Annotated in this window: 15 protein-coding genes, 1 tRNA gene and 1 riboswitch; of the genes, 8 read left to right on the forward strand and 8 right to left on the reverse strand. The window is 34.3% G+C overall.

All coding sequences use genetic code 11. The features are described 5' to 3' along the window. Positions 1-78 precede the first annotated feature (78 nt). The 3 genes from FHR29_RS16445 to FHR29_RS16455 all read right to left on the reverse strand — a co-directional run bounded on the left by FHR29_RS16445 (position 79) and on the right by FHR29_RS16455 (position 2843). The gene (locus FHR29_RS16445; protein WP_183915824.1) at positions 79-1074 is read right to left on the reverse strand and encodes an energy transducer TonB; all 996 of its coding nucleotides are present in this window, start codon (positions 1072-1074) and stop codon (positions 79-81) included. 219 nt (positions 1075-1293) lie between these two features. Then, positions 1294-1803, reverse strand: a complete 510-nt coding sequence (locus tag FHR29_RS16450) for a hypothetical protein (protein ID WP_183915826.1) — start codon at positions 1801-1803, stop codon at positions 1294-1296. 146 nt (positions 1804-1949) lie between these two features. Continuing rightward, complete coding sequence (locus FHR29_RS16455) at positions 1950-2843, reverse strand: energy transducer TonB (protein WP_183915828.1); 894 nt, start codon at positions 2841-2843, stop codon at positions 1950-1952. A gap of 132 nt (positions 2844-2975) precedes the next feature. On the opposite strand from FHR29_RS16455, the gene FHR29_RS16460 reads away from it, so the two are divergent. Continuing rightward, positions 2976-3824 (forward strand): hypothetical protein, encoded by an 849-nt coding sequence (locus FHR29_RS16460; RefSeq protein ID WP_183915830.1) that lies wholly within the window; start codon positions 2976-2978, stop codon positions 3822-3824. A 56-nt stretch (positions 3825-3880) separates the two neighbouring features. On the opposite strand, the gene tsaD is transcribed toward FHR29_RS16460, so the two are convergent. Continuing rightward, positions 3881-4882: a tRNA (adenosine(37)-N6)-threonylcarbamoyltransferase complex transferase subunit TsaD gene (gene tsaD / locus FHR29_RS16465; protein ID WP_183915832.1), complete on the reverse strand. Its 1002-nt coding sequence runs from the start codon at positions 4880-4882 to the stop codon at positions 3881-3883. 20 nt (positions 4883-4902) lie between these two features. Here tsaD and FHR29_RS16470 point away from each other — a divergent pair, with 20 nt between their 5' ends. Next, entirely contained in the window at positions 4903-9285 is a 4383-nt protein-coding gene (locus tag FHR29_RS16470) for a translocation/assembly module TamB domain-containing protein (RefSeq protein ID WP_183915835.1), read from the forward strand. A gap of 222 nt (positions 9286-9507) precedes the next feature. Here the strand turns inward: FHR29_RS16470 and FHR29_RS16475 are convergent, their stop codons facing one another. Then, complete coding sequence (locus FHR29_RS16475) at positions 9508-10833, reverse strand: trigger factor (RefSeq protein WP_183915837.1); 1326 nt, start codon at positions 10831-10833, stop codon at positions 9508-9510. A 77-nt stretch (positions 10834-10910) separates the two neighbouring features. Continuing rightward, a tRNA-Leu gene (locus FHR29_RS16480) sits at positions 10911-10992 on the reverse strand. A 158-nt stretch (positions 10993-11150) separates the two neighbouring features. On the opposite strand from FHR29_RS16480, the gene FHR29_RS16485 reads away from it, so the two are divergent. From FHR29_RS16485 to creD, 4 genes are read left to right on the forward strand one after another with little or no spacing between them, the layout of a single operon-like run. Further along, entirely contained in the window at positions 11151-11768 is a 618-nt protein-coding gene (locus FHR29_RS16485; protein ID WP_183915840.1) for a hypothetical protein, read from the forward strand. Then, positions 11768-12070 (forward strand): transcriptional regulator, encoded by a 303-nt coding sequence (locus FHR29_RS16490; RefSeq protein WP_021189616.1) that lies wholly within the window; start codon positions 11768-11770, stop codon positions 12068-12070. Before FHR29_RS16485 ends, FHR29_RS16490 begins: the two co-directional genes overlap by 1 nt. Positions 12071-12120: 50 nt before the next feature. Further along, positions 12121-12624, forward strand: a complete 504-nt coding sequence (locus FHR29_RS16495; protein ID WP_183915842.1) for a Coq4 family protein — start codon at positions 12121-12123, stop codon at positions 12622-12624. Between the two features lie 10 nt (positions 12625-12634). Next, positions 12635-14077, forward strand: coding sequence for a cell envelope integrity protein CreD (gene creD, locus FHR29_RS16500; protein WP_183915844.1), 1443 nt, complete (start codon positions 12635-12637; stop codon positions 14075-14077). Between the two features lie 404 nt (positions 14078-14481). Here creD and FHR29_RS16505 read toward each other — a convergent pair whose 3' ends face one another. Beyond that, positions 14482-15114, reverse strand: a complete 633-nt coding sequence (locus tag FHR29_RS16505) for a DUF6266 family protein (protein WP_183915846.1) — start codon at positions 15112-15114, stop codon at positions 14482-14484. A 383-nt stretch (positions 15115-15497) separates the two neighbouring features. Next, on the reverse strand, positions 15498-16433 hold the full coding sequence (locus FHR29_RS16510; protein WP_183915848.1) for a hypothetical protein: 936 nt from the start codon (positions 16431-16433) through the stop codon (positions 15498-15500). A gap of 272 nt (positions 16434-16705) precedes the next feature. Here FHR29_RS16510 and FHR29_RS16515 point away from each other — a divergent pair, with 272 nt between their 5' ends. Together FHR29_RS16515 and FHR29_RS16520 are read left to right on the forward strand one after the other, a co-directional pair. Next, on the forward strand, positions 16706-17440 hold the full coding sequence (locus tag FHR29_RS16515; protein WP_183915850.1) for a bifunctional 2-polyprenyl-6-hydroxyphenol methylase/3-demethylubiquinol 3-O-methyltransferase UbiG: 735 nt from the start codon (positions 16706-16708) through the stop codon (positions 17438-17440). An 88-nt stretch (positions 17441-17528) separates the two neighbouring features. Continuing rightward, positions 17529-17622, forward strand: a riboswitch (SAM-I-IV-variant riboswitch). 35 nt (positions 17623-17657) lie between these two features. Then, positions 17658-17921, forward strand: coding sequence for a hypothetical protein (locus FHR29_RS16520; RefSeq protein ID WP_021189623.1), 264 nt, complete (start codon positions 17658-17660; stop codon positions 17919-17921). Positions 17922-18177: the final 256 nt, after the last annotated feature.

Below are 18177 nucleotides of genomic sequence, written 5' to 3' on the forward strand. Positions count from 1 at the left end.
CCCTTTTTTTTCTAATGCTGCATTCCTCACTTGCGCAGGCGCCCACTTTCCACTTCATTCCCCTTAGTAATATTAGTCCTAAAAACTGTTCAATCTTATTGGTAACGTGTAACTAACTTTCTGTGGTATTCCTTTCAAAGTCCCAGGCTTCCATTTGCCCAATGTTTGTACTACTTTAATAGCAGCTCTGCTCGTATTATACCCTAAATCTTTTTTTACACGAATATTCTTAATATTTCCCAATTCATCGACAAAAAAATTTACATTTATAATTCCACTTACCTTATGCTGTTTAGCTTCATCTGGGTACACAAAATTATTACTGACATATTCCATTAGTGCCTCCACTCCACCTGGGTACTCCGGAGCTTCAGAAATAGTACTATTTGTATAAGCCACTACTTTTCCGTCTGGCCAAAAACATTTGCCTTCAATTACTAATCCATTTGTATAATTTTCTTCAAACCTATACTTTCCACTGACTCCCTTCCACAGTCCCTCTCTTTTATTCTTGCTTAAAGTTCCCTCTTCGTAACTTAGAGAATCTTCCGAGACAAGACCAGTTACCAGATCAACCCGAACAAAACCATCACCATTCTTTAGTAAACGTACCTGAAGGCTGTCATAATAGGCAAGATACTCAATAGGTTTAACGGGGAAAGAAGTAATTGCTTTCACGTTCAGATTAAGCATCATTTTTAAAGATTTATTGGGATAAAAATAATACGCCGTATCAATCAACGATCCAGACTTATTATATTTCTCAAAAGAGGCAAGGTTTTTATTAGAATAAAATCGTTGCAATTCTCCCATATATTTAAGAGGAGGTTTGTCCACTGAAGAGTAACCCAATGTCTTCGCTGAATTGTCCGCAGAATAATACTCTTCTATTCTATAGATTTTAGTATTATTGATAATCGTATCCAAAAATACATTCCTGTAATAATAAGATCCTTCTATTTTATCTAGAGGAGTATCATCTTTTTGCAAATAACTCGTGACAACATCTTGAGCAACAGCACATGTTGTGAAAATAAAAAATTGACTTATTAAAAATATGAATCTATTAAACATAAAGATAGCTGTATTTTAAGTTTAGAACAATTTATTTGGTTAAACCAAACATAAAGATTTAGAGAGTAGTTTCAAAATTTACCTTTAAAATATTGCTCTCAAATTTTTGTCAACAACGAAGAAATTCAATAAAAACCTATTAAAATAAAAAAAGGTCCGCTCTTACGAACGAACCTTTTTTTTACCAAAAACCAATTAAAACCAAACCATTAAAACAGACTAACTATTTTTTTCGGTTATATATTTTTTTACCTCTATACTATTTTTTTCACCTTTATTATTTCTGTCCAAACGATCACGACGCATTGGACGATCTTCAGATTTACGCATACGGTGCTGTTTATGATTTTCAGCAAATGACTCTTTATACAGTTTTTGTTGATCAGGATTTAGATTTTTCATCAACTTTTCACGTTGAGCCATGCGATCCTTCTTCATCTGTTCCATGGCAGCTTTACGATCGGCAAAGTTCTTTTTATCCTTTTTCGCTTGATCCAATTGCAATGAATAGATTTCCTTACGCTGCTTATCCGTAAATTTTAATTTTTGATCCATACGATCCGTACGCAATTGCGCAATTTCTTCTGCTGATTTTTTATCTAACTTAAATTCTCGTTTTCCAGAACGGTGACCATCATGGTTTACGTTTTCTTTAATATTAGCTTTTTCTTGTGCAAAACCCGCAAACATAACTCCAGATAGCAACAAACTTAACATTAACTTTTTCATGATATTTTCTATTTAATACTATTAACAACTTTGTCTACTCGTTTTTAATTGATGAGTTTACAGACATTTGTTAATAAGATGTTGAAAACTACCTAAAGTTTAAATCGTCCACTGTTAAATAAAGTTAAACCCTAATAGTAATATATTTATTGAGAGACTGTATTTAACCGAATAGGCAATGTATAGGCTACCCGAACCGGACGACCGTTTTGAACGCCTGGTTTCCATTTTTTTGCTTTGACAAGCAATTCAACAGCAGCTTTCCCTGTTCCATGGGAAACATCACGCTTTACATGGATATCTGTTAGTGTACCGTCTTTCTCTATTACAAATGAAACCTCAACAATTCCACTGACACCTTGTTGTAAAGCGGCTTCAGGATACTGATAATTTTCGCCTACCCATTTCATAAAAGCTTCCATCCCACCCTGCGGTCTTGGCTGAATTTCTATATGCTCAAACCCAACAATAGCATCTGGATCTCCATGTAATGCACCATCTTGGTTAGTGCCGGTTATTCCACCATCCCGTTTTACTGTACCAAACTCTCCTCTTGCAATAGATGTTCCATTAGTATTTGCCTTCAAACTCAAGCGTCCCGCCAATTTATTGGTTTTGTTTAGTTCATCTTGCGTTAACACATCTTCTTTTACCATACTTTGAGGAGCAACTTTAGGTTCAACGAAACGAATTACTTCCTCCTTTGGTAAATCTATAGCAACTTGTTGTGGTGCTTCTTTTTCAATAGGTATAGGTTCTACAATCTTGTCCTCCTCTTTTTCCTTCTGCTCAACCTGAGGAGGTAAATCGACAACTGTTATTCGTTCTTCTATAATTGGCGCTTCTGATTTGAAATATGTTTTGTATATGCTACTACTTAGCACGATTAAAACAACTGCACTTAAAACAATTAAGACCGACCTGTTCGTTGCCTTATTCGATAAATTACGCAATTCAAAAGCGCCATAAGATTGGTTACGTCCTGCAAAAACAACCTCTAACCATTCCGATTTGTAAATATTCAATTTGGAGTTTAGCATAGCTTTAAAAATTAAGTTTACATTTTAACATATGATGCACAGTAATTAAAATTCCATAAAAGAAAATTTTTCATTTATAAAATTTACCGTATTTTTAAACCATAGAGAACAAATCAATCCACAAAATAGAAAATGGTTAAAAACTTTACATCATTCTTATCGATCATTATAGCTTCTTCATTATTAACAAGTTGCATGAATGAAGGACCAAAACAAATCAAACAAGAAAAAAAAGAAAGCAATCTCAAAACAGACAAAGTTGAAGCCTTTGTAGGTTTTGCTTTTTTAAATGAAAAAAAAGATTCTTTAGTTAGTTTGGCTGTTGAAGACGAAAAAATTAAACCTGAGGCGGCAACACATGCTATTATTGAAAACAAAATCACTCCCATTGATTTTTCAGTTACTAAACCTGAAAGTGAATTCTCTAATGGTCGACAAACAAGCCACAATTTCTCGAATAATGGTGGTACTTTTTTCAGTATAAAGGAGCAAATAAAAGAGGGTGATTTTGCTTTATTAGTGAATCAAAAATTCATTGATCAAAATCAAATTCTACCATTCAAGAAGATTGACAAAGAGACAAATGAACAGATAAAGTTAAAAATAGCGAAGCAGTATAATCGAAAGATCTCCCAAAGTTCAACCCTAGCAGAACTCAATAATAAAGCTCAGATAAATATAACATTATTTGAGGTTAAAAATGATTCAGCACTTGCTGTACTGACTTATCTGCATAATGATCAGTTAATCACGTTAGATTTTCCTGCAAAATATGATGAAATGAGTACTTGGCGCGTAGATGATGGTGGCGTATTTGACTTTGAAAATCTACAATTATTATCAATTTTTCAATCCGATAAATCCATCAAAATAGCAACCGTATTTTGGGGAGCAGAGGGTTATAATCTCAACTTTTACGAATCAGTAGATGGAGTTTTTAAAAACATTGCTGAAGCATACGGTTATAGTGCCCCATTATAAAAACAAAAAAAGACTAGTTAAACAACTAGTCTTTTTTTATGATCGGGATCCGTGTGCTACATAGGCATACGCGCCAATGGGCCGACATCTTGTCCAACAAAATCGTTAATTAAATATTTTTGATATCCTGCTATTGCAATCATAGCTGCATTATCAGTACAGTACTCAAACTTAGGTATAAACACATTCCATTTATACCGTTCACCCATTGCTAGCAACTCTCTTCTTAAACCAGAGTTTGCCGAAACGCCACCAGCAATCGCAATATCTTTCACTCCAGTTTCTTTGGCTGCCTTTTTCAGTTTATTAAGCAATATGGATACAATACGCGATTGAACTGAAGCACACACATCATCCATATGATTTTTCAGAAAATCGGGGTCAGCTTTTTCCTCCTTTTGCACCATATAAAGAATCGCTGTCTTCAGTCCCGAAAAACTAAAATCTAAACCCTGTATTTGAGGTTCAGGAAGTTTATAGGCATCTGGGTTACCGTTTTGTGCATGTTTATCGATTAGCGGTCCACCCGGGTATGGTAAATTTAGAATTTTTGCTGTTTTGTCAAACGCCTCGCCGGCGGCATCATCTAACGTCTGCCCTAAAATCTCCATTTCGAAATAATCTTTCACCAGCACAATTTGTGTGTGTCCTCCCGATACAGTAAGGCATAAAAATGGGAAAGTAGGTTTAGGATCTTCAATAAAATGCGCTAATATATGAGCTTGCATGTGATTGACATCTATCAAGGGGATATTACGAGCAAGAGCAAAAGACTTTGCAAATGAAGTTCCAACCAACAATGCGCCTAATAATCCAGGACCACGTGTAAAAGCTACTGCATCTATTTGATTTTTATGTATTTTTGCAGTGCGAATGGCTTCTTCTACTGTAGGAATAATATTTTGTTGATGCGCACGCGATGCTAATTCGGGAACAACGCCCCCATACTTAGCATGAATCGCCTGAGTAGCAATAACATTAGAAAATATTTCACCGTCGATACAAATTGAAGCAGATGTTTCATCGCAAGATGATTCAATACCTAAAATAACAGCCATAGCTTTGGGGTAATTAATAATTGTACAAAAGTATCAAAAAAATAATTAAAATAGCACTGATTACACTGGCTAGCATACTCGTTTTGCTAGGGGTATTGCTACTATCGTTACAATTAGAGCCCGTTCAGAATTTTATTGCCAAGCGAGCTGTTTCTTATCTCTCCAAAGAATTAAATACAAAAATCGCTCTTAAAAAAATATATTTTAAACCCTTTCGTTCTTTGGTTCTAGAAGGGTTTGAATTATACAGTCCACATGGTGATACGATTTTGATTGCTGAAAAGCTAAATGCATCGGTAGATTTAAATCAATACTGGGATGACAAAAAAATTGTTATCAATAAACTTACACTAGAAAATACCACAGCTTATTATCAGGCTTATAAAGACAGCTCAAACATTCAGTTTTTATTGCAGTACTTTACTCCACCAAAGAAAAAGGAAAAGAAAGTCAGTAAAAATTTAAATTTTGATTTAAAACAACTGGAATTAATAAATAATCAGTTTCGCTATCTTGATCATACCAAGAAACATTATGCGAAAGTTGTGGATTTTGGCGACCTAGACATTAAACAATTAAATGCCGACTTTCGAAATATAAAACTTACGGACAAATCCATACAAGTTGACATTAAGCAATTAAATCTTCGGGAAAAAAAAGGATTGGAGGTTAAAGGATTAGTTGCAAAAGCATTTGTGAGCAACAAGAGAATTCAATTGGATAAGCTTTTATTGATCACGAATAAATCAACGATAAAAGACTTTGTCAAATTAGAATTTAATAGTTTTGATGACTTTTCTGATTTTAACAATCGGGTTAATGTAAGCCTAAGAATCAAAAATTCCATTTTAAATTCAGAAGATATAGCCTTCTTTTCTTCATCAATGCACCGGGTCAAGTTTGATTTAAAAATAAAGCAGGCCACAGCTCAAGGTCGCGTAAATCATATTGATGCAAAGAATATACAAATTGAGACAGAAAAAGCAACTAAATTAAAGGGCAACGTTAAGATCATTGGTCTACCGGATATCGATCAGACAGATTTTAAACTAACAGACCTATCATTACAATCAACCTACGCTGACCTGCAGGTTATTCTTCCAAAACTGAGCAATAACAAGAATTTTAAACTGCCAGAAATCGTAAAAATATTAAATACAGTTTCGTACCAGGGAGATTTACATGGGCTTTATAATAATTTTCATATTGATGGAGAATTAAAAACAGAGTTAGGAGCGCTTAGTACCAAGTCATCTTTAAACTTTCAAAATGAAACACAATTTTCTGGTCTTTACGAATCGAAATCTTTTGATATAGGAAGATTTTTGAACAATAGTCTTTTAAAAACAACAGGGTTTAACCTCAATTTAAAAGGTAAAGGAAGTTCATCAAAAACACTTTCAATAGATCTAGATGGTAATTTAGAAAATTTTAATTTCAGAAATTATACCTATCAACAGATTCCAATATCGGGAATTATAGCTGAAGAAAAATTTAAAGGATCTGGTTCCATTAAAGACCCAAATGCAAGTATAGACTTTCAAACAGATGTGGACTGGTCAGATACCTCCGTTCTATACAATCTAGTAGCAGATATTCATGAAACCAATTTATATGCACTTCATCTTTCACAACAAGATAGTATAATTGTTCACAACACAACGATAGAAACTAATTTAAAAGGATCGAACATCAATAATCTTGTCGGCGATCTGAAAGCAAACAACATCAATTTCAGTACAAAAAAAGGTACATTTGATATCAAAGAAGTTGTATTCCAAGCGTCCGGAGATGAAATCAACCGATTACTGACGGTATCTTCCGATGTTGTTGTTGCGTCGCTTATTGGACAGATTGATCTAAAAACAATTGTTCCTTATTTTAAAATGCTTGCCATGCGCTATGCACCTGCAATTGGTTTTGAAACAGAGCTGTACAATAATCAAAACTTTGAACTGGACCTTCAAATCAAATCATTTGAACCCATCGCGACCTTCTTTAAAAAGGAAATCAGCCTCGATAGCGGAGCAACTATGCACGCTAAATTTTCAAGCGAGGAAAACGCTGCACAATTCAATTTATATAGTCCCATTTTCAAATATAGTGGCATAAAGATTTCTAACCTTATTGTAGATCAGATCTCCAATACAGAATCCATGTCTGTATCAGCTTCAGCAGACCGTATAAATCTCACGGATAGCACCTATATTAAAAATGTAAATATTGCTAACATTCTTTCCAATGATAGTTTACGTTTCAATATAAAATTATCCGAACTAGATGCTAGTAATAACCTTGATCTTAATGGTGTTATTCGTTTTGCTCACCAGAAGCCTGCATTTATCAGTTTTGATCCATCAACTATTATTATTAATAAAAACCAATGGTCACTTACCCAGGGTTCAGAACTTAAAGTTTCCAAAGGGAAATGGTTCTTGCAAGATTTGACGTTACAGCATGACGAACAAAAAGTACTGCTCAATGGGATATTGTCTAATGCTGAAAGCGACCAATTGAATATCTTATTCAAAGATTTTAATCTAAGTTCTTTAAATGGTATTACAAAACCACTTGGCATTACTATGTCAGGAGCAATGAATGGTAATCTTGAAATCAATTCCCTTTTTAAATCCCCATATTTTATTGCTAACCTACAGACAAATCCGATCCTTTATAATCAACTTCCGATTGGTCAGCTTAGCTTAAAGGCAAATTACGACCAAAATGCCAATATTGTCCATTTAGACAGTAAAATCGATGATGGGAACAAAAGCATTACACTTGCCGGCACCTATAATATCAAAGAGGAGGAGGATAAAATAAATCTCAAGGCTTCCCTAAAGAATACTGATCTTATCCTTTTCCAACCCTTTTTGAAATCATTAGTTTCAAATCTCCAAGGAAGAGTCCATGGTGAGCTTGATATCAAAGGAAATATCGACAAGCCAAAAATAAGTGGAAATGCTAATTTCACCGATGCATCATTTATCATCAATTATTTAAGGACTCCCTACCATCTTACTGATAAAGCCATTATAGTATCAAATGGTATTTTCCTCAACAATTTTAAAATTCTTGATCCTAAAAACAGTGAAGCCCTTGTCAATGGTATGGTCGATCTAAATAAGCTTTCCGATCCGACTATTGATATTAAGGTAAGAGCGAATAATTTTTTAACGCTCAACACTACGCTTAAGGACAACAATCTTTATTATGGAACAGCATATGCCAGTGGTGATTTCAACTTCAAAGGTCTAACCTCAGCTATCAATATCGATATCAAAGCTAAGTCGGAAGACAATACAGTTATTAACATTCCCTTCAATAGTTCGATGACAATCAGTGATAACGATTTTATCTATTTCGTTTCTCCAGATAGCGCAATTACCTCCGAACAGATTAAAAGAAAAAGTTTCAATGGTATCACGATGAATATGGATCTTTCTTTAAGTCCAAATGCAGAAATGAATTTATATACTACTTTAGGTGGTGTATCTGGACGTGGAACAGGAAATATCACAATGAATATCAGCTCTCTAGGTGACTTTGGAATGTTCGGCGATTACATCATCAGTTCGGGTAAATTCAATTTTAAAGCACAGGATTATCTGAATAAGATCTTCGATCTTAAAGAAGGAGGAACTATTCGCTGGGCTGGTAAACCCGCTGAAGCCAACATTAATTTGACTGCGATCTACCAACAAAGAACTTCCCTGTCCCCTCTTTATAATGCGGCAGGACAAACAGACAATCCGCAACGAATTCTTGCCCAGGCGGATATGAATCTAAAAGGTTTATTGAGTCAGCCCGAAATAAATTTTGATCTCAACTTTCCTCAGGATCCATATGTCAAAGATGAACTTCAAGGTTATCTTTCAGATGTTAACAACATCAATCAGCAAGCCCTCAGTTTAATCGTTCGCAGAAGCTTTACGCCAGGATCACAGACTGACTTCGGTAAAGAAGTCAACAATACCTTATTATCTGCCGGAACTGAAATTGCATTCAATCAATTAAATAATATCATTGCAGAATCTCTAAATATCAATTTTTTCGACATCAATATTAAAAGTTTAAATGATGCTTCAGCATCCCTGAGACTCTTTAATGATCGTTTAATCTTGACGGGTGGAATCACAGATAACAGGAGCAACCAGCTGACGGATTTAAATGTATTCTCGGACCGTGTAACTACAGATGCAGAAGCCCTGTTTTATCTTCGTAAAGATGGTCGTTTACTTCTAAGAGGGTCTAACCGTCTAAATACACGGAATTTCCTTATCAATCCTAATGGTGAGGAGTATGTAAGTGCCGTGGGTTTAGTATACCGTCAGGAGTTCAATTCCTTTTCAGAATTTCTATCGCGGATGTTTCCATTTGGAAAAAAGAAAAAAGCGAAATAGCAATAGCCCTTCAACATCTTAATAATTTATTCAATTAAAAACAAATAGACCATTTTGGTGCAAACAACATGAAGGTTATATAAAAGCTCGTGTAGTCATACTAAAACTTTCTTGTCAAAGGCTCACTTGATAATATATCAAGCTTAGAAACCATTAATTGCAACTAAAAAAAGCCTTTCCAAAATATGGAAAGGCTTTTTCTATGATTAGAAGTTGAATAGCTTACGCTAATTTTTCGAATGCACTATATTCGATCTCTTCTTTATTGATTTTAATTTGCTCTTTTAAGAATTCGAACACTTTAAGTGCTTTTGCTTCTTCGAACAAACGGTTTCCTTGCTCTCTATCTTGCAACATTTGAATTGCATATTGCGATAATTGCTCATCACTTGGCTCCTCATTGATGTTGTACATTTTGATCTGCGCATAAATACGCTCTTTTGCCAAATTGATTACTTCATCATATTTAACTTCAAGACCATTTTCAGTAACAACACGGTTCTCAATGATCGTCCATTTCAAGTTATTCAAGAAATCAGCAAAACCTTCGTTCAACTCTTCTTCAGAGATACTTGGGTTCGTTGCTTTTAACCATCTTTTCAAAAACTCTTCTGGAAAAGCTACATCAACTTTTTCCATACCGAAAGTATACATATCATTACGTAAACGTTGGTCAGAATTTTGTTTGAATAAGTTTTCAACTTCTTCTTTTACTTTTGTTCTGAATTCAGCTTCTTCAGTAACTTCGCCTTCAGCAAACAATTTATTGAAGAACTCCTGATTTAAATCAGACTCTTCTAAACGGTTGATATTTTTTACCGTTAACTCAAATTTAGTAACGTCCAAAGCTTCAACCTCCTCAGGAGTGATTCCTAAAATACGGGAGATATCTTCAGCATTGAATGCTTTTTTAATATCAATCTTAACCGTATCATCTTGTTTAAGACCTACTAAAGATTTTTTAATTTTTGCATCTTCGATAATATCAGTACGTACCGAAGTTGTTTTCTCAATACCGTCTTCTTTATCTTGTTTCAACGTAGCGTATAAGACATCACCTTCTTCAGAAACTTCAGGGTTAGTCATTTTACCATAGCTACGACGTAAATTTTTAATACGTGATTCTAAAGTTTCATCATCAGCCTTAATGTCATATTCTGTAAATTCAGCTTCTTTAGTGAAAGGATTTACAAATTCTGGAGCTAAACCAATTTCATACTTAAATTGGAAGTTATCTTTATAGTCCCAGTTATATGTAGCCGTTTCTTCAATAGGAAGAGGTTGACCTAAAACTTCTAATTTATTCTCGCCGATGTACGCTGTAATTTTATCATTAACAATTTTGTTTACTGTATCCAACAAAATTGATTTACCATAAGTACGTCTAATATGTGCTGCAGGCACTAAACCAGGGCGGAATCCAGGTAATTTAGCTTTTTTAGCTTGATCCTTGATTTCTTTGTCTACTTGTGGGTTATAATCTTCTGGCGCTAAATCAACTTTAATTACTGCGTTGATCGCGTCAACTTTTTCGTGTGAAATGTTCATACTCTTTCTAAACCGTTACGCATTATTTTGATAAAAAAAAATCCTCCCGATGATTTAATTTCGGGAGGACATTCAAGTGCGGAAGAAGGGACTCGAACCCCCACGTCTTGCGACGCCAGATCCTAAGTCTGGTGCGGCTACCAATTACGCCACTTCCGCATTAGGATTTCTTGTTGGCACAAAGATAGAAACGAAACGTATATGATGCAAGTCTTTTCTCAATAAATTTTCATTATTTTCTAATTTATATTTTATGGTAAAAAATAAATTTGCATAATTCATTCTTATTCATTTACTTTGAAAAACAAAGTACTTTTATGAAACAAGAAGATTTAGTAAAAGAAATAGCAAGTATTCGGAATTTAATGGAAAAATCTAGCAAATTTATTTCCATTAGCGGGATTTCAAGTGTTCTTATTGGTACATATGCACTATTAGGAGCAGCATATGCCTACTATGAAGTTTATGGCTTTGATAGTCAAATGGGTTATCGGGATCATTATGTCAATGAACCATTGATTATCATAAAACTTCTAACGACAGCTATTCTCGTGTTAATAGCCTCTATCTTTACAGGAGTCTACATGGCCATAAAAAAAGCTAAAGCTAACCGCCAAAATATATGGAATACCACAAGCCGGGCTTTGTTGTTTGCAATGGCAGTTCCGCTTTGTACTGGTGGCCTATTTGCCATCATAGCTATCTTTAAAGAAAACTATGCGGTAGTATCCTCTATCCTATTGATTTTTTACGGTCTGGCACTTACAGCCGGTAGTCATTATACATTTAGTGAAATAAAAGGTCTTGGAATTTTAGAAATTGTCCTAGGACTATTAGCTTTGCTTTTTCCAGGCAATGGAATTATTTTTTGGGCATTGGGATTTGGAGTTCTACATATCATATATGGAGTAATCGTTCATAAAAAATACGAATAGTGAATTTAGACTTAACACAGTATAATAAAGTATTTGAAAATAAAGTCCGCTTACAGATCATGAGCGTATTGATGGCTAATGACGAATACGATTTTAATTCATTAAAATCCATACTGGATGTTACTGATGGAAATCTGGCTTCTAATTTGAAAACATTGGAAAAGGAAAAGTACATCGAAGTTTTTAAAACCTTTGTCGATAGAAAGCCAAATACACGATATAGAAGAACAACCGAAGGTGAAAGGGCTTTCGAAGAACATTTAAAGGCTCTTGAAAAATTGATCAAACAACAATACAAATAATTTTTTTATCTATTTACTTTGAATTTCAAAGTACTTTTAAAATAAAAAATATGAAGATACGATTAACCATAATGCTCGCTTTGTACAACTCCAGTCAAAAGATTTACACAGAGCTATTTAAGCAAAATAAATCAGCTTGGAAAATCAGTAAAGAAGATTTCCTAAAATTCCCGAAAGACTCTTTGGGGTATCATATGGGTATATTCTATCAAGAGAAAGGTTTTGATGTTATCCCAAAACTCGAAAATCACGATGTGTTTCATGTCATCACAGAGTCTGGTACAGAAATACAGGACGAAGTTGCTATGCAGTATCTATTACTTGGCAATGGAAAGATAAGTTTATACCAATTTGCCATGATTGGAATAGGGACCTGTATATATCCCGAACATTTAAAAATGTACTTCAGAGCATTAGCAAAAGGAAATTCAATGCAAAAATTCTATCACCTGGATTTTGAGGCATTATTGAAAATTCCTTTAGCTGAAATCAAAAACAGCTTATCTTTTAATCTAAAAACACACCTTAACCATCATAATTTAACAGCATTATAAATTTAAAATCATGGAAACAAATAAAACACCCCTCTTAGAACGTATTGGTTCATCTATTTTCGCCAAACTTAGTACCATTGTTGTACTGATTCTATTACTGCTAATCCCATTATTCTGGGTGAAGGATCTTATTGAAGAAAGAAAAAATAGACAGTCAGAAGTAAGCAGTGAAATTGCATTTAAATGGGCTGGTCAACAGGTGATATCAGGCCCTATTATTGCCATCCCCTATCAGGTTGTAAAAGAAATTGTCACTACGGATAAGAACATCATCTCCACTAAGAATACCTACATAACGCAATACGTTTACCTAATGCCAAAATCATTGGACATTAATAGTATGATTTCACCAGAATCACTTAAAAGAGGTATTTATAAAAGCGTCGTCTACAATGCTCAACTTGATTTAAAAGGTTCTTTTGATGCGATCGATTTTAACAAAATAGACTTGAGCGGTCAGGAACTAGAATGGAAAAATGCCAAAATACTGATTGGTTTAAGTGATCTTAAAGGTCTTGGAGCATCTCCAAGTCTAGTTTTCAATCAAACCAAAATTGACTTCGAACCTAATATGTCTGCTCTAAGTCCTTTTGAGAATAATATGATTGCGGCCATCGATCTTTCTCAAACAAAAACCACCTTAGGTAATTTTCAGATTAAATTTAATGTAAGAGGTTCACAATCCATTAACTTCCTTCCATTGGCAAAACAGACTAAGATCCATACCCACGGAAATTGGGCTAATCCAAGTTTTAACGGTGCCGTTTTAGCCGATGACCGAAATATAACAGGGAACAATTTTGAGGCAACCTGGAATATTCCAAGTTTCAACCGTAAATTTTCTCAACAATGGGTCGGTGAAGCAGAGAAACTGTATGAAATTAAAAACAATTATGAAATCAGTAATGCCATCAGTGAAGGATATAGCAGTACTGCCGAACCTACCGCTACCACAGAGAGCAGTATAGCGACAGAAAAAGATATGATTCAAATCAACTTCTTAGAGGAAGTCAATAATTATCAAAAAACTACCCGTGTAGCCAAATATGGAATATTGATTATTATTCTAACATTTGCGGCACTGTTCTTCACAGAAATTATAAAAAAACAACGCATACATCTTATACAGTATATGTTGATCGGTTTTGCTATGGTACTCTTCTACTCCCTGCTTCTTTCTATTAGTGAGCATCTGGGTTTCAACCTCGCTTACCTAATAGCCGCATTAGCTACTATTATTCTTATCGCTTCATTCATTAAGTCCATTACCAATGATAGCAGATCAGCACTTATCTTTTCTGGAATACTTTCCATTTTCTATAGTTTCATATTTATCTTAATGCAATTACGTGATTATTCACTCATAGTGGGTACAATAGGTATATTTATCATATTGGCAATTTTAATGCGCGTATCCACAAAGATCAATTGGTATCAATACGATAAACGATGAGATTGGCAAAAGAAGGTATCAAGATATATTTAACATATATCTTGATACTCCTTAAAAGAAAAGCAATATAATGAAATGGATTATTGTCTCTATTTCCATCTATAGCGGTCGGATAAGCCTAATTGCTCATTTGCTGTCTATAACATGTGCATAGCGAGGCCATAGAAAGGGGCATCGTTGTGCACATGTAGCATGGAAGTATAATCGACCTTGTGTGATTCTAGGCTCATCCTAGTGTCGTCCTTGTGCGCTTGCAGGCTATTTGTTGTGTATCGCTAGGGTGATTGTATAGTCAGTGTTGTATGCTTATAGATTCGTGCTTATTTTAATATTTTCTGGAGTTAGGCTAAAAAATTTGGTTGTCTTATCCTATTTCAAAAAATAGACAAAATAAAGAATACTTTTTATACGCATCCTCCATATACAGAATCTGAGAATTTATCATTCAGCATATCGTAGAAACCGACATAGATGTGGACCTGATCTTCTTTAATAGAAAATTGCGCATGTTCCCACAACATTTTTCCATCCGTAGAGATTGCTGCTCCTTCATTCCAAGCGCAGGACTTTTCAATTACATAAGCGAGCACAACGACTGCAGCAGGATAACCCTTACAGGCAGCCTTATTCCATTCGACATACAACTTATTGTCCCTACGTTCCACATTAATAAGGAGTGGCGGGACCATATCACCTCGAAATACCAACACTTTCTCCGGATTAACATAGGGCACATTTTCGGTGTCATAATCAATTGCATTGTGGAATAAATAAGATTGGGCCGATTGAAAAGTTCCGATACGACTGCCTTTGGGGGCAACGTTTTTATAGCCAAATGCGATCGGTGCTTTAAGGTGTCTCAGAAATTGGGATACTACCTTCATACGCATCCGGTTAATAAGCGTCAATTCGCTAGGAGCTCTTTTCACAACTTTCGGAAGAGAGCGAATAATAGCCTGACCGTTTAATTCATAACCTACAATGCTTCCGACTTTACCCGAAAAGGGTCCATTTATCCCACCTTTTAAAATTGCCATAATGGTTTATTTATTTGAAAATTGGCTACAACAAAATATGAGTTTATATAAGTAACTATCTCGCAATTATAACTAAGTAAAAGAGAGGTTGTATTACCGCGGTTTAAACTCTAAAATACTTCTATAAACTCTTAAATATCATTTATACATTAATATAAGTTATTAACCGACGGAAGTTTTACTACGGTATATTTCACCTTCAGCTTCACTCCATATTCAAGGTAAAGCATTTCCACTACATGCCCGTATATCAAATGAAAAACTAGAACACAATAAACTTTGATCCGAAGGACCTCACAAATGCACTTGATTAATATCAAAGGCATTGTAATTAAAAAAGACACATTTATTCAGGTGGCCTATGCTACATTTCATTGAGCTACTCAGTCCATTGACGACATATAAAAAGGTAATTCGACGCTTTCTTTCACTAAACGGCCTTCATCAAGTATATCCATAACGATTATACCTTTGTAATACGGTTTATTGTATCTTTCATCCGATACTTTTTGGATACTGGTAAATTTACCCCTCGTTTGAAAACGCTTCCAGTTTTGATCAAGGGATCCATAGGATTCCTCCAACATAAACAGTCCGGTATATTCCCAATATTTAACACTGTATAATGGGTTAGTGTCATCAAAGTCAATCTCCTTGCCTACCAATTTGGAAATATCGCTTTCCAGCTTCAAACTTATAAATTGACCAGAATTGGAGTGAGCAACATATGTATAATAGTTGTACTGGTCCGATCTGTCTGGATTAACAGTTGATTTAGTAGAAGATGAATACATAGAGAAAAAATTAAAAGCTGGTTTCACTGTCATTACATCAAGGATCATTGCTTCGCACGGTGCATATTTAATGGCGTGCAGATCTACTTTACCAGTCAATACTCGTTCTTGCTCATTGTTTTTATAAACTTTTCCACTAAAAGAAAAAGATAATCGACCGCCTGCTTTTTCATATTTAAAATCCGCGATTTGAAAAGATTTCTCTGGCTGAAGATGTGGAGCAAAATAGTTACCATCAGCTGAAGAATTTTGTTTGAAATACTGAACCTTGGCTAATGCTCCATTAGAAAGTAAAGTTAATTTCAATTGTGAATAAGTACCATCAGACTCCTTTACGCTCGTAATAAGATTGATCTGTCCACAATTGTCCAAATTATAGTCGTACTTCACTTTTCCTCTGACAGGATGATTATTGTCAGAAAACACGATACTCATGTTTGATAGGGGATCAATTTCTTCTGATTTCTTGCAACTAACAATAAGCAGTGCGCAAAAAAATAGCAATAAAAGCAGATATTTTTTCATTAAATCAATATTAGTTTCATTAAAATATTAAAACATTTATGTACAATATATTTTACAGTTTAAAAATAACCAAAAATTAATTCAATATCAAATTTAATTTTCCTAATAAAGAGATAATATATTAATAACAGTGTAACTTACTAAAGGTTTATCCACCCTTTTTGATGGGTGGATCGTCAAGTATGCTTTTATGTCTCGTTCAGCCAACTAAGTTTTGATAAAAATAATATTGGCAGTAAATTTGAAATTATCTTGAAACGGCGAATAATAAAATGAAACAAAACAAATATGATGATCCTAGCTTCTTTGAAAGCTATGGAAAGATGCAACGTTCTATAGATGGTTTAAATGCTGCTGGAGAATGGCATGTTTTACAGAAAATGTTACCTGATTTCCAGAATAAGAAAGTGCTTGATCTAGGTTGCGGATATGGATGGCACTGCATTTATGCTAAGCAAAAAGGGGCTAAAAATGTAATTGGAATTGACTTATCTCAAAAAATGATTGATAAAGCAAAAGAGCATTCCAAAAACTTTGAAATTGAATATAAAAAAATGGCCATCGAGGATATTAATTTTGACCATGAAGAATTTGACGTCGTTATTAGTTCACTTGCATTCCATTACCTAAAAGATTTAAGAAGTGTTTTTATGAAAATAAATCAAATTCTTAAAAAAGGAGGAAGTTTTGTCTTTTCAATGGAGCACCCTGCTTTTACTTCAAGAGCTGAACAGGATTGGTTTAAGGATGAAAATGGAAATCGTCTGCATTGGCCGATGGACAATTATCAGGAAGAAGGTCAAAGAAACACTCGATTTCTTGGACACGAGGTAACTAAATACCATCGAAATTTAGAAACTATCATCAACACAGTTATTAAATCTAATTTTGATATTCAACAAATATCGGAACCCAAACCTTCAGAGGAAGTTTTAAAAATTTATCCGGAAATGAAAGACGAGATGAGAAGGCCAATATTTATTATAATTTCCACTATAAAGAAATAATAATCTAATCGACATCATTCATAAAATTCTCATCATGAATTAATTATTTTAAAATAAATTTTGAAACAAAATAAAATCTACTAACTTTGTAGAGTATTCAGAATTGCACGTTGCAATACCAACCGAGTTACATAACCGCGGTGGTAAATTAATATGGGTTTCGACCAAAAATATCTGGATACAGTTTATGGTTTAATCCTTTAAATTTTTAAATTGTATGTCAACACCAAATCTTTATCAACATTTACTGGAAAAATTCAGTTATTATTCAATCAACGAACTGATACAGCTCAACAATGATACGGTATCGGAAAAAGGTTGGGGTTCTTCCAAATCTACATTCCGCACTGCGCTCATAAGCACTTTTTCTAAAAGAGGGCTAGATCTTTCCAACATCATTTCTAGAGAAGATGGTTTTACTTCCGTAAAGTATGTCGCAGTAAGATTAGAGGAAAATACGCTTATCCCGATTCTCCAATAAGAGCAAAGACAGCTTTAAAATTGCGTATTCACTCAGCGCTAAAAAGGTTAAATAGCCCTTTCTTTTTGAGCACTGAGTGAAACTTTTTTTATCCAGCTAATTCTGTATAACTTTCAGTTACTAATATCAATGCTATGCCGCTTTATGCTTTTTTTTAATGCGTTACAATCGTATTTCATAATTTCACCAATTTCCTTCAATAGCTTAACACAAAGTGATATCGCATCATTCTGAACAATTCCTTCACCTTGTTTTC

Origin of the sequence: Sphingobacterium sp. JUb56, assembly GCF_014191365.1 — a bacterium.
Lineage (GTDB): Bacteria > Bacteroidota > Bacteroidia > Sphingobacteriales > Sphingobacteriaceae > Sphingobacterium > Sphingobacterium anhuiense.